The organism is Sulfolobus tengchongensis, from assembly GCF_036967215.1.
Lineage (GTDB): Archaea > Thermoproteota > Thermoprotei_A > Sulfolobales > Sulfolobaceae > Saccharolobus > Saccharolobus tengchongensis_A.
Map to the genome: position 1 here is coordinate 662,134 of NZ_CP146016.1, position 13,259 is coordinate 675,392.

The 13,259-nt window shown below is 33.5% G+C and carries 10 protein-coding genes, 1 pseudogene and 2 CRISPR repeat arrays (1 of these 13 running past the window's edge); of the genes and pseudogenes, 1 reads left to right on the forward strand and 10 read right to left on the reverse strand.

The window, feature by feature from the left end:
• A CRISPR array of direct repeats spans positions 1-1,220; the repeat unit is 24 nt; unit sequence GTTAATCCTCTATGGAATTGAAAG (it extends 358 nt beyond the left edge of the window).
• Between the two features lie 186 nt (positions 1,221-1,406).
• Genes V6M85_RS03140 through V6M85_RS03165 form a run of 6 tightly spaced genes read right to left on the reverse strand, consistent with a single transcriptional unit; the run spans position 1,407 to position 7,010 of the window.
• Positions 1,407-2,105: an HD domain-containing protein gene (locus V6M85_RS03140; protein ID WP_338602876.1), complete on the reverse strand. Its 699-nt coding sequence runs from the start codon at positions 2,103-2,105 to the stop codon at positions 1,407-1,409.
• On the reverse strand, positions 2,099-3,721 hold the full coding sequence (gene cas3, locus V6M85_RS03145; RefSeq protein WP_338602878.1) for a CRISPR-associated helicase Cas3': 1,623 nt from the start codon (positions 3,719-3,721) through the stop codon (positions 2,099-2,101). The genes V6M85_RS03140 and cas3 overlap by 7 nt, the downstream gene beginning before the upstream one ends.
• The gene (locus V6M85_RS03150; protein WP_338602880.1) at positions 3,702-4,706 is read right to left on the reverse strand and encodes a hypothetical protein; all 1,005 of its coding nucleotides are present in this window, start codon (positions 4,704-4,706) and stop codon (positions 3,702-3,704) included. Before V6M85_RS03150 ends, cas3 begins: the two co-directional genes overlap by 20 nt.
• Entirely contained in the window at positions 4,699-5,649 is a 951-nt protein-coding gene (locus tag V6M85_RS03155; RefSeq protein WP_338602882.1) for a hypothetical protein, read from the reverse strand. The genes V6M85_RS03150 and V6M85_RS03155 overlap by 8 nt, the downstream gene beginning before the upstream one ends.
• 18 nt (positions 5,650-5,667) lie before the next feature.
• Positions 5,668-6,687, reverse strand: coding sequence for a DevR family CRISPR-associated autoregulator (locus tag V6M85_RS03160; RefSeq protein ID WP_338602885.1), 1,020 nt, complete (start codon positions 6,685-6,687; stop codon positions 5,668-5,670).
• On the reverse strand, positions 6,687-7,010 hold the full coding sequence (locus tag V6M85_RS03165; protein WP_338602888.1) for a hypothetical protein: 324 nt from the start codon (positions 7,008-7,010) through the stop codon (positions 6,687-6,689). Before V6M85_RS03165 ends, V6M85_RS03160 begins: the two co-directional genes overlap by 1 nt.
• A gap of 328 nt (positions 7,011-7,338) precedes the next feature.
• On the opposite strand from V6M85_RS03165, the gene V6M85_RS03170 reads away from it, so the two are divergent.
• Complete coding sequence (locus V6M85_RS03170; protein WP_338602891.1) at positions 7,339-7,698, forward strand: hypothetical protein; 360 nt, start codon at positions 7,339-7,341, stop codon at positions 7,696-7,698.
• A gap of 904 nt (positions 7,699-8,602) precedes the next feature.
• Positions 8,603-9,759: a CRISPR direct-repeat array (repeat unit 24 nt; unit sequence GTAAAAACGCAAAGAAACTAAAAC).
• A gap of 30 nt (positions 9,760-9,789) precedes the next feature.
• Here V6M85_RS03170 and V6M85_RS03175 read toward each other — a convergent pair.
• The 4 genes and pseudogenes from V6M85_RS03175 to csa3 form a co-directional block, all read right to left on the reverse strand.
• Positions 9,790-10,030: pseudogene (locus tag V6M85_RS03175) on the reverse strand (AbrB/MazE/SpoVT family DNA-binding domain-containing protein).
• Between the two features lie 431 nt (positions 10,031-10,461).
• Positions 10,462-11,481: a thermopsin family protease gene (locus V6M85_RS03180; protein WP_338602894.1), complete on the reverse strand. Its 1,020-nt coding sequence runs from the start codon at positions 11,479-11,481 to the stop codon at positions 10,462-10,464.
• A 26-nt stretch (positions 11,482-11,507) separates the two neighbouring features.
• Positions 11,508-12,023, reverse strand: coding sequence for a thermopsin family protease (locus V6M85_RS03185; RefSeq protein WP_338602897.1), 516 nt, complete (start codon positions 12,021-12,023; stop codon positions 11,508-11,510).
• A 445-nt stretch (positions 12,024-12,468) separates the two neighbouring features.
• Positions 12,469-13,071 (reverse strand): CRISPR-associated CARF protein Csa3, encoded by a 603-nt coding sequence (csa3, locus tag V6M85_RS03190; RefSeq protein ID WP_338602900.1) that lies wholly within the window; start codon positions 13,069-13,071, stop codon positions 12,469-12,471.
• Between the last annotated feature and the right edge of the window lie 188 nt (positions 13,072-13,259).

The window sequence follows — 13,259 nt, forward strand, 5'->3', positions numbered from 1 at the left end:
AAGGGCAAACATACTTATTACTAGTCATTAGAGTTAATCCTCTATGGAATTGAAAGATTTTAGACATTACTACTAGGCTTGCCATCTTGCTTCTTCGAGTTAATCCTCTATGGAATTGAAAGATCATCATTTAATGCACTTTATGGTAGAAAGGGCTATGTAGTTAATCCTCTATGGAATTGAAAGGTCGTTGTGAAAGTTCTATACCAAGTAGTAACTGGTGTCTCTTAATCCTCTATGGAATTGAAAGTCAGCGTCTATAAGGTAGTTTCCATATCTCACAAATTCGTAACTTAATCCTCTATGGAATTGAAAGTTACCTGATTGCTAGTACATGCGCTACATTGAAGCACCTTAATCCTCTATGGAATTGAAAGTTTACATCTACGTAAGCGATAAAATTGATATGCTTCTCATCTTAATCCTCTATGGAATTGAAAGCACAATACTGCAGATTCCATAGTTGTGCTTGCGTTACCTTTCTTAATCCTCTATGGAATTGAAAGAGAATGACATTAACCAAAAGATACCTTCGCGGTCGTACTGTATTCTTAATCCTCTATGGAATTGAAAGTTTCCACTTTACTCATAATTATTCCCCGAAAAATAAGAAACTTAATCCTCTATGGAATTGAAAGTTATATAACTGACACAAATATATAATTGATACAAATGATCTTAATCCTCTATGGAATTGAAAGAAAGATCACAAGTGCAAAGAAAAAAGCAAGAAATAATACAAACTTAATCCTCTATGGAATTGAAAGAAATTTTCCAATTCGCGAATTTTATCAATTAAAAATCTGACTTAATCCTCTATGGAATTGAAAGTTACGATAGCGGTTCCACCTGGTTCTTTCTTTTCCATTTTAATCTTAATCCTCTATGGAATTGAAAGGTAATGTATTTGACGCTATCTAGTTGTTGTAATTCGGAAGCTTAATCCTCTATGGAATTGAAAGATAGTGACAGAAATGTAATGAGGAATGATCGCGAAATAGTCTTAATCCTCTATGGAATTGAAAGGAGATAGAATTTGATTCTGCGCCAAAAGGCGCGTCCTTGCTCTTAATCCTCTATGGAATTGAAAGTCTTATGAGCCGTTATTTCAACAACAGCTCTACTATGAAGGTTAATCCTCTATGGAATTGAAAGCCTTTCCCCTACAATCTGGGGCGCTTTTCTGCATGAGGCTCGTTAATCCTTCATGGAATTGAAATAAATTTTTCACTCACGTTATATAATTCTTCTCCATAAGACTTTTAGAATATATAAATACTAAAATTACTTAATGTATCAGAAAAATTCCTTATAATAAGTTTGAATAGAAGGTAACAAAGATTTGCCTATACTCTAATCTTAAATATCAAAAGGATTTATATTACCCTCGTCATAATCAAAGTTATCTATTGTTTAGCTTCTCTATTAATTCTGGCTACTGTACCATCTGCCTCATTAAGAATAGAAAGGATTGCTGATGAAACAAATCTATAATATCTATAAGAAAAATCATTACTACAAAATTCTATAGGTAAATACAAGTCTAATTTATTTTTCTTAGATATTATATTAGTTATTTTGTCTATGATCTCTTTCCCCAATTTACTTCTTATGAATCTATTCTTAACCTCATCATTTACACCCTTAACACATTCAATGCATGAATCATAAGGGATGAACGAACTTTTTAAGTTCTTACAAATTTTTGTGTAATCTCTTTGTGCGTAATGATGAAAACCAACTGGCCTTATAATAATGATGCTAATCAAGAGCTCCTTAGTAACTGGCTCACTATCACTAGGATCAAAGAGGTTCTCAGGTATTTTAGAAGCATATGAAATAATCCCGGCACTCTTAATTTCATGTCCCGAAAATCTGTTAGGATTTCTTTGATATGTAACATCTATCTTTCCAATATCGTGTAATACACCAGCTAACAACACTAAATCATGAATTTCGTCTTGATCAACGTTAAGTCTTTTTGATAACACTCTCACAAGACCATTAAAATAATTACTTTCCTCCATGTACTTAGCTATATCCAAAATGTGTTTCTCGTAAGTTTCACTAGATTTTTCGTCCTTATAAGCCCAACAATCTACCATAATACTCCTACCCCTCTTATATAAGAATCTTTTTTAAGAATAAAGATTGGAGGAGTACCGTAATTTTCTATAAATCTAATGTAAAAATCACTTACATTATCTACTTTTTTCTCGTCTGCAAGTCTTGGAGTGTTATTTTTAAATTCAAAATAACCTATTCCCATTATATAATCCTTAATGTTATTCCAATTTTTCTCCACCAATTCCAATTCCATTACAAAGGAATTACTAATGATATCTTTCATATCTTTTACAGTCAAAAAATCTTCTCCTAAAGTATAAAATTCTACTAAACTTCTAGTTAAAGAATATTTGTTATCCTCCAAAAATTTCTCAAGTAAACGTTGTGAGGTGTAAAACGGTGATAGAACCCTCTTTAAAGAGTCTCTATATTCATTGTTCAGTTTAATTTTTGAAATAGAAAACTTGTTTATTAACTCATAATAATTAGTCTCACATGAAACAGTATAAGGCAATCTCCAACATATATCTTTTCCAACTATACTATTTATAACGTTATTATCTGAGCCTTTAAAATCCTCAATTAAATATATCTTACCAGAAGATTCTTTGCAACCGTATCTGCAAACTCTTCCTATTCTTTGAATTAAAGAGTTTATGTTTATCACAGTAGTTATTAAGGCATCAAATGATCTATCTATTCCAGCCTCTATTGCACTAGTACCAATTAAAATGTCTAGGTTATCTAACCTTTTTATAACGTTTGATCTGTCTTCTCTTGTTAATCTACTATGTATTAAACCAACGTTAAATGAGTCCTTCAAAGATTGATAAAGCAGTGAAGCTTTCTTTATGTCATCAATTACAATCAGAATTTTTAGCCCACTGGAAGCTAACTCTTGAGCTCTTTGTTTAACATCAGCTAACTTAATTTTTTCCACAGTTAACTTAACAGATTTCATTAGGTCCTCAAATTCCTTATCTCGAATATGTATTTCTGTATACCCATTCTTTTCTTCAATTTTATTTTCTAAAGAGAGTTTAACTCGTACTAACTTTCTATTTTTTGCTATTTCTCTCACATAAAAATCAGAAAGGGTAGCACTTAGAATAAGAACTGGATTTTTCATGTAATGATGAGCATTTATTGCTTCAAGAAATATTGAGGGAATTGCACTGTCTTCACTCTCGAAAAAAATGTGAGCTTCGTCAAAGACAATAAGGGAGATAAAGATTCTTCCTAGAGGAATAAAGTAGTGTTTTTGATACCTAAAAATTTCAGTTACTGGAATTTTGAACAAGTTATGAGCATAAGAGTCCATAGTAGTTAAAACATAAGAAGCATCAAACAATGGTTCTTTCTTATAGTTCTCTAAAAAATCTCCCATTTGATAAGCCAAATCATTTTCGGTTAAGCCAGCTTTTTTAAGGATTTCACGATCTTTCTGTACAAAATCATCGAGTATGCTTGAAACTAAAGATCTTAAAGGTAATATATGGATTCCATTTGAAACCCAGTTCATATCATAAAATTCTTTATATACTAATGGTGCATTCTTTGTTTTACCGTAACCAGTAGGTAGATCAGCTAAATAAATACTTTCTGGTCCATATTTTTCTATTGAAGATAAAAGTTCAGTCAGAGCTTGTCTCATCTTCATCACCTTTAATTACAATAACCTTTGGTCTAAGATTAATCCCTAAAAGTCCTTTAGTTATTTCATCCCACTTCTCCTTATAGACAAAACTCCCTTCCTCTACAACAGTATCACTTGTTAATGATCTAATAATTGGATAGAACCCGTTGATACTGCCTAAATTATGATACTGAATAATTGTTGTGGCTAAAAGTTCTATGAAGTTTTTAATTGTTGTGTTTTTCCTATTTTTTATTTCATATTTATAATTAACCAATAATTGAAAGATAGATGATGTAATTCCTAAATGCCACAATTCATTTGATAACTCATTCAATACATAGCTTACTAAATTGCCTGACTTTGATACGTAAATTACTCTTAGTGGATTATTCATAAGATCGTTTATGTTATCTTTATATGCCAATGCGATAGCTGAAGCCATACCTATCATAAGGGCTTTTTCACTCAACTTATTATTTGATATAGCTGAAAATACTAATTTTAAACTATCCATTGCTTTTCTTATATCTTTTAGTAAAACGTTTTGAGATGTAATGTCTACAAATACATTATATTCTTTAACCTTACTTATTTCGTATCCTATAGTAGCTAGCTTAAGGACTCCTTTTTGAACTCTATTTAATTCTCTAATTTCTGATGTTTGACCTCCGAATGTTCTACCGAATTCTTTAAATTCTTGCAAGAAATTCCTGTAACTAGTTTTAGAAATAGTCTCGTAAGTTTCTTGGAAGTCTTGATATTCAAGGTTTTTAGCTTTTTCCAACTTTAACCCTTCTAAAGCCCTATTAATATCGTCAACCATCTGATTAATGTCAATTTGACTTGGTGATTTCAAGAAGATATCAAAACCATAAAGATATTGCAAAGCAGTTCTAACGTACCAAGATATCAATAGGTGTTTATACTTTGGTATGTTAGATAAATTAATTACTAATGGAGGATTTTCTTTATTTTCTATATTTTTTGACCTCCTAGGCATATTCTACAACCTCTTTAGGGACTATTAATTTTTTCCTTTCATTTCTTAAATTAAGCACGTATGCTTTTTCTAGATTAACATCAACTAAAATTGGATTTAATGAGAGTTGGGAAGGTACACAAAACTCATTGGTCTCTGGTGAAGGATTGCTTTTATAATTATTAATGTTAAGTATTGGTAAGTCATACTTCTCGCAATTAAAATAATTTATCGCTAAAGAGACCGGAAAGTAGAACCTCGTCTTCACTCTGTCACTTTCAGTATCTATTATATCTTTAAGACTATAAACGCTCACATCTTTAACATAGACTAATGACTCTTTTCTTCCTACTCTTACTATGCCATAACTATATTTAATAATTTCTGGATCAGTTATAATATAAGCAATATAAGCAGATCCCCCGTAGTATACGGAAGATCTGGAACCAATACTATAAGCATTGCTAAAACTATCATACAAATAGTCAAAGCACTCTTTTACCACATTTTTAAGTTCGTTTTCTAGCTTTTTTAGATTTTCATCCTTTTTCTGACTACTCATACTTATTAATTCGAGATATTTTAAGTATTTTTCAACGTAGTCTTTATCTGATGATAATTTCTTGATACATTCTATAATTTTATTAGTATCCTTAATCTTTCTTAATCTTTCCTTTTTCTGTACAAATAACGTAAAAACTCTTTCGATCTCATTATTTACAACATACAAAGGGGAATAAAATGAAGCATAAAGAACCTTTTTATCTTCTACCAGCTTTTTAGCTATTGAATATTCTCCATCAACTTCCCTTCCTTGTAATCTAAAATATGGATAGGCTAACGCACCTACAAGGGTGGTAGGGGGAGGTACAGGATACCCTTGTGATTGTACAACTAGAGGAGGTAATAGGGAAAAATTGCTAAAAAATTCAACTTCTACTACAACTACAATTGGAGATGACAACCTTTATCACTCGAAGACTTATTTTTGACTAGTAGTAGATTCAGAAGGCTTAATCCATGACAACGCTTTATCCTTAGTCTTTTTAATCATCTCATCTAAATTGCCCGCGTTTTCACATTCGATATTATTGCTCTTTGGATAATCTTTGCAAATATCAGAGTTTATTATTCCTTCCTTATCGAAATATATAACTATTATCTTCTCATTTATAGTTTTACTGGAAGAATTGCTGTTATTCAAAGCTTCAACATAAGCCTTTGCTCTATTAAGAGTATCTTTAACATACTCACCATACTTTGGAGAGGATACAGAGAATGGTATAGGATCAGAGATTGCAGACACTCCTCCTAAGACATCAATTAATGGTAGGTATCTAGATTTCTTAGCTCCAACATATCCTCCACTAAATAATGATATTAATGCGTCAAAAGTTGTTGCAACCCTTTCAAGATAGTCATCGGTATGCGTATTATTAGAGAGCAAACCTATACCATTAACGTCAATTCCTATTCCTAGCATGTAAATAGCAGATCCGCTTTCTATCTGAAAGATATCATTTTCGTTTTGTTGCTGATTAAACCTAACATGGAATTGAGGCATAACAGTAGCCTCTGCCACATCTACATCTGGAACCATATAGCTAAACATAATCCTGGAAGTTCTTTTCATGACCGTAGAAACATTCTCAACAGCTGCCATATAGCCAGTTACGTCATCAACTACGCAAGTCCTAACTCTATCATCGCTAGGAGTATTTGGATCTCCACTTCTCTTCAAGAATCCTCCTATTACTTTATAATTCTTACAGTCATCACATAAATTCAATCCTCTGCTTAAACTTAGATCTGTCAAAGCTCTCATATATGCGTGAGCTATTGATTGCCCAGAGATAGTTGGTGCAAATACTATCCTATATCCATCTTTAGTTTTCATTACTACCGGTGCTATTCTATGTCTAACATAGTTTCCAAAAGATTCTATCATGTTAGCTGCTTCAATATTTATTCTTAGTCTAATACCAAAAGATACAAAGACCATCACTCTTCACCCTCTCCTTGTGGTTTTAATGCTCTGGCAAGTGCTCTAATGGCAACTTCTCTTAGTATTGTTGGGTTCTCTCTTGCAATTCCGAACAATTTATTTAATTCATCTTCAGAAGGAATTTTATCTTTATATTCTTCTTTGCTTGCTAAATATCTTATTGCGTTGTAGAGTGATGCGTAAACTATTGATAAGTTGGAAACATACGCAAATGTATCTAATATCCCATATACTTTATCCTTTGCTAATTCAGCCAGCAAATCTACGATTGATGACAAAAACCGTTGAGATTGTGGTTTCTCCTTATCTGACTCCGACATATATATCATATTTCTTTAGGTAAGTATATACTTAAATTTTTCTTAGCAAAGTAGTTTGTGGAGTTTCTCTAGAGTTAAGGTTAAAATGGCATAATACCAATGATAATCACGTCCTCTGAGAAAGGAAATAAACTAGGGATTGGTCAAAGTACGACGAGAACCTCATAACTAGATACGAGATGATATTCCCCTACTACGTGTTCGAACACTGATACTAACTTCTAGAGGAGGATAATAAGAAGGCTAAATCAAGACCCTACAAAGCACCACTCATGTTCAACCAATTCCTAGCCTTCCTCTGGAGGGAATTCTAAGAGCACTCCACTAAATGGGAAAAATACCAATCTACCTTGACTACAAGACAATCCACCTAAGACTAAAAAACATGCAACTAGACTACAATAAAGTCAAGGATGAAGTAGAACTAATAAGCGACGGCACGGGAATAAGCGTTGAACAAGGAGGTAAGTACATAAGGGCAAAGTGGAAAAAGGGAGGAAAGGGAAAGTTCCTCAAAATAGTAGTTCACGTTGATGCCAATTCCATGAAGGTTTTGAAGGCTGAGGTTGAGAATTCTGAGGTCAAGTCTGCAGTTAAGGAGGTAAGTGAAGAGGGTGGGAGGGTTACGAAGTTTTATGGGGATAAGGCTTATGATTTTATTTATGACCTAGTTCCTGATTCCACCTAAGAGGTCAGCTAATGTGGATAGCCGAGGAGGCGTGATTCTATTTTAGAGTATAGGGAGTCGCCACGTGATTGGAGTAGGGGTTATGGTAAGAGGTGGAGGGCTGAGGTGTGATATCTGCTGTGAAGAGGATGTTTGATGATGGGATTCGTACTAGGGGTGTTTTTTTAAGCTGCTCTTTTGAAGTTTTGGCTTTATCACGTTATGAGGGAGATTGCTGATTTCTTGATGGGCGAGGTTCGCGTGGCGTAACGTATTACTTAATGAATTTAGTTTAGAGGAAATTTAGTGAAACGAATATATACTTTGTAAGGAGATAATTCGGGTACTACACGCACTAGAAATCAGTACGTTAAAATACTTAGTTTTTTAACTAACGTATTATGAGGGTACCTTCCGGACCCTTACGTAAAAATTTTTAGGTTAACCCTAAAACTCCTTGAAACTCCCTTCCGGACCCAAGAACCCCATTTAGGGTCAGGAAGGAACAGAAATCTTTATAAATGGGAAAAACAAGATCAAAAATGAGAACCCAAACGCACAGTTTGTAAAAACGCAAAGAAACATTGTATTCAACTGAATTTGTTCTATCATTGGGATTTCGTTTGTAAAAACGCAAAGAAACATATGAAAACTGGTAAGGATAAGGAAGAAGATGAAGAGTTTGTAAAAACGCAAAGAAACATGTTCCGCCATCCGCCGAGAAAAGAAATAAAGAGGCGTTTGTAAAAACGCAAAGAAACATGAACTAATAACGCACCAGTTTTCATATCGCCTATCCGTTTGTAAAAACGCAAAGAAACATACAATTAGGATCTTAAGAGTTGGGATTATCACACTTGTTTGTAAAAACGCAAAGAAACATCACATCTAGATTCACATCAATCAGTGTGACCACATCAAGTTTGTAAAAACGCAAAGAAACTAAAACTAGTACGCTAAATTTTGTGATAGCACGATATCGTAGTAAAAACGCAAAGAAACTAAAACAATATTGTGTAGCATCTCTATCGTTGTATGCAATTCGTAAAAACGCAAAGAAACTAAAACTCTAATAAAGATAGTTTTCTTCTTTTCAACATAATTGTAAAAACGCAAAGAAACTAAAACATGCAAAGAAATTGTATAGTTCTCTCGCGTTCATAGTGTAAAAACGCAAAGAAACTAAAACGGTAGGCTTGATAATAAGCGTTGCTCTGGTTAGAGTAAAAACGCAAAGAAACTAAAACTATAAATAGAATGGGTGGTGGGTATTTTTATTTTCAGTAAAAACGCAAAGAAACTAAAACGACATCACTTTAATCAATCAAAAATACATCGTGATTGTAAAAACGCAAAGAAACTAAAACTCAGTTCTTAGAATAGGATCACTTAATATCATCCTATTGTAAAAACGCAAAGAAACTAAAACAAAACTGTGTTAAATCCTTGCTGTATTGTGTTAAATGTAAAAACGCAAAGAAACTAAAACGTGACCTGGCAATAGCATATATGACACGGGGTTTGTAAAAACGCAAAGAAACTAAAACTTTTCCTTAACGTGGAAAATGTGTACGTCATCAAGTAAAAACGCAAAGAAACTAAAACTCTGCAGACGACAATCTATAATACACTTAACAGTAGTAAAAACGCAAAGAAACTAAAACATCGTACCCATGCCATAGGAACATAGAACCTACTTTTAGTAAAAACGCAAAGAAACTAAAACGGGTAAATCCACTGTTCGCAATTCCACTTTACTCTGTAAAAACGCAAAGAAACTAAAACTCTTATGATGAGGTCAGTGCACCGCTTTGTACGGAGTAAAAACGCAAAGAAACTAAAACTTTAGCCTGCTGAAGAACGATGAAACAACATCCCCGTAAAAACGCAAAGAAACTAAAACTTATCGTGTCTCTTTTCTTTTAAAATATTCTCGTGTAAAAACGCAAAGAAACTAAAACGGGTAAATCCACTGTTCGCAATTCCACTTTACTCTGTAAAAACGCAAAGAAACTAAAACAGGTCATCTTCCACACTATCCCAGTAAGAAGTATGAAGGTAAAAACGCAAAGAAACTAAAACTTTGCATTAAATGCAATTAAGAAATTCGTATCAACTGCTACTTCCAATCTTCTCTCCCGCTTCTCTAATAACCTCGTTCACATATTTATCCGTAAATTTCTTTTCTAATGATAAACCCGAGAGAAGCAATATCTCCTTTCTTCTTTTTTATCACTATTTTATCCCCTTCTATGTAAACTATGAGCTTATCACCAACGTTAATATTCAATTTCTTTCTAATCTCGTAAGGGATCGTGATCTGATAATTTCTCGTTACTTTAACCTCTTCCATCGATAGTAATTAGAAATAGTAGAATAATATATTTTACTAAGATGGGAGAGCGTGTACTAGTGTAAAGGTATAAGTGTTTGTGTAGTGAAAAATCGTGAAGCTTTTCAGAACTTACGTTACTATTACCTCTGAGTAGCGAAAAGAACGTTCAAAACGGATAGTTTACAAATACCTCACAAAGCAAGGCTATTATGATGTTTGTATCAACAAAGATAGCTTTACACATTAGTTAAACCTAGTTGTTTCTTATCTTTGCTAGAGAATACGGGTCAAGGAGTTTAGGTTGTAATGCTGCAAAATTTTTAGAATCTTTCTAAAATCTCTTTTTTAAACTATCTAGTTTAGAACGCTCCTCTAGTATGAGGGGAATAGTAACATAAATTTCGGAAAACCCTCAACGAAATATCATTAGGCAAAAATATTTAGAGATTTCAGTCAAAATAAGGTCTTCTTCCCCTTGTTCTTCTTCTGCTTTTCCAATTCCTATACTTTCTCGCCTTCCTCCTTCTTCTAAAAGCAACAAACCCTAAAATACCAATTAGTATAACCGCAAAGAATAATATTCCAGTAAATAAGTCTGCTTTAGGTATAACCACTAGATTCTCGACAATAGGTTGATTCACCGTTACGCTTTGTCCTAGAGTCAAGTAGTAAGTTCCCTTAAAATACCCAGCATCACTAGAAGGAATATCAGCGTTTAACACTACAACACTGCCTTTTTTCACCCACATTTCATTTGTATTCACTCCGTTAATATAAACTGGGAATGAGGAGTTTATTTTAACTAGGTAATACCACGTATAATTGGGTTTGAAAGAGTATATTATCGGTCTGTAAGAAGGTTCTAAGGTGATATTTTCACCGTTATAAATGGCAAAAGCTGAAGAATTAGCTGTGTAATTCGTTATAAATGAAAGTGTAACTGGAAATGTCACATAACCTTTAAACTCATTAGTGAGAGTTCCGTTTACGTAAAAAGGTATATCACAGTAAATATCGGCATAGGCGAAACTTAACGGTGGGCTGAAATGTGATGTGAGTAACTTGGGGTTTAGATTTCCAATTGTAACATAAACGTAACCGTTCTTGGCTAAAGACACTACCAGATTATCAGCAGATTCTTCAGTATCATTTCCATAAGTATAGATTACGTTAAACGGTGTCCAAACACCTTGATTGTTATAGTAAAGGGATAAATAAGAACTCATGTTAGTAAAGGTTGTAAATTCGCCGTCATCTCTTCCTCCCCATACTAATTCAGCGCCTAGGAGATTTCCGCAAAGATAGTACGTTGAATTTAAGTATTCCCTTGGAGTTGTGGAATCATTTATGATAATATAAGAGGACTCAACATTAGGAATCTTTATGAATGCCCTATCAAATACGTAAAAATTGGAAGGATAAGCAATACTTCCATTTTGAATAACCATATAAGCGAAATCCACTTCCACTCGATAGTTTACCCTATTGTTAATGATTAACTGTGCATATAAGCGAAATCCACTTCCACACCAGAGTTATTATAAGTTTCATTAATAAGGAGATAAAATGCGAAAGGAAAATAATACTTGGAAATATACCATCCAGCTGCATAATACGTTTGATGATAAGATGTGTTATATACTGATATTTCACCTTCACCTATAACATTAGATACATTAGCATAAGGTAAAGTGAAATTCCATATATTATCGCCAAAGTTCATAGTATCATTATTGGTGAGAAAGTAAGCTACATCCTGGAACCAAAGATAGTATGTATTTGTGGGTGTTACCACTTTATCAACAACATTTAATTGAAGTGAAGCACCATAAGGAGCTTGGTTAAATGACGAATTATAAGCCCCTAAAGACGTTATATTGGCGAAACCTAATACAGCGTCTGTGTAAATAGGGCCATTATGTGCTGAAATACCCACTGGATGATTCCTTGCGTAAACCAATAAACTTCCAATAGATATGAGAACGATAAAGAGAATGAATATTCCCTTCATTAGTCTGGAGTTGCACATAGTTATTTAAAAATTTTCGCTGCTATTAGCGCAGTTCTTTTACGTTACAGAGCTGTTTGCGATGATTGATAAAAGGTATAACTAGCTTAACCCATAAGGAAATGTTTAATTTAATTTAAGGAACCTAAACGTATTTAATAGTTAAGTAATGTACTTTGTAGGTTTTTAAAAACTTACGTCAATTTTTTTACATTCTCTTCATAAAAGGAGCGTTCCAAACCAGATAGCCAACAAATACCCCATAAAGCAGGAGTACTTGAAAATATTAAGATCCTTCTCTTGATTAGCGTAAAGCATTCAAAATGCTAAATAAACTATTCTTTAATACTTTGTGGGGTTTTTCAAGATTACTAAGGGAAAACAAGTTCCCTTTATAAGATAAACCCACTTAAAAACCCTTAAGAAGAAATGTAAAATAATTAAATGATTAGGTGTAAAGTTTCAGCATAAGCTTTCCCTTCTCAGTCAGTCTATTATCCTCTGTTACTAAACCATCACTTCTGAGTTCCCTTAGCCTCCTCCAGACAGTGGATAAAGGCATGTTAAGTAAATTATGAATGGAATTCACAGTATTATATCCCTTACTTATAGCGTCCAATATATTTATGTGATCCGCAGATAGAGATGGCGCCCTTAAGTCAGAGATCTTGAAAGTTATCACTTTCTTAAAGTCCTCAGTCTCCACTTCAACTTCAGCGTCCATGTTGGTTAAAATAAATGAGGATAAGACAGCTAAAATTAATGACCTCATACCTCCACTTAAGTTCACAACGAACTCTTTGCCTTGATTTGAGAGAATCAGCCTACTCATAGTCACTACAGTTCCATAAAAGTCGTGAGGATCAACCTCAACTAATTCGAAACTGAATCCAGTCATTTTGAAGAACTCCATTAGTGAGTCCAAAGCCTTTTTAGCCTTTTCTTCCTTAAACGAGCCAGTTATTATTACCTTTTCCAAATTTGGTGCCCTCCTCATTATCGCCCTAATCTGGAACTTCTCATCGAAACCCAAAGTGACTATGAGAATCATACTTTAAACTAGGAAAGGAGAATATTAAATTTTTATCCTCTGTGGAAAGATACGTATGATACTTTTACAGAAATTGAAAAAGGAGATAGGTTATCTTTTGCCCATACTGGTAACAGTCCATGTAAGGAATAAGTCACCTTTTGCCAATTGGAGCGTTTTGTTGCCTTGCGGGGTATTTGTAGAAATTA

Excerpts from the sequence above, each read along its gene's own strand:
- csa3 (WP_338602900.1), bottom strand. The coding sequence starts at position 13,071 with ATGATTCTCATAGTCACTTTGGGTTTCGATGAGAAGTTCCAGATTAGG.
- V6M85_RS03170 (WP_338602891.1), top strand. The coding sequence starts at position 7,339 with ATGGGAAAAATACCAATCTACCTTGACTACAAGACAATCCACCTAAGA.
- V6M85_RS03165 (WP_338602888.1), bottom strand. The coding sequence starts at position 7,010 with ATGTCGGAGTCAGATAAGGAGAAACCACAATCTCAACGGTTTTTGTCA.
- V6M85_RS03150 (WP_338602880.1), bottom strand. The coding sequence starts at position 4,706 with ATGCCTAGGAGGTCAAAAAATATAGAAAATAAAGAAAATCCTCCATTA.
- cas3 (WP_338602878.1), bottom strand. The coding sequence starts at position 3,721 with ATGAGACAAGCTCTGACTGAACTTTTATCTTCAATAGAAAAATATGGA.
- V6M85_RS03185 (WP_338602897.1), bottom strand. The coding sequence starts at position 12,023 with ATGAAGGGAATATTCATTCTCTTTATCGTTCTCATATCTATTGGAAGT.
- V6M85_RS03140 (WP_338602876.1), bottom strand. The coding sequence starts at position 2,105 with ATGGTAGATTGTTGGGCTTATAAGGACGAAAAATCTAGTGAAACTTAC.
- V6M85_RS03160 (WP_338602885.1), bottom strand. The coding sequence starts at position 6,687 with ATGGTCTTTGTATCTTTTGGTATTAGACTAAGAATAAATATTGAAGCA.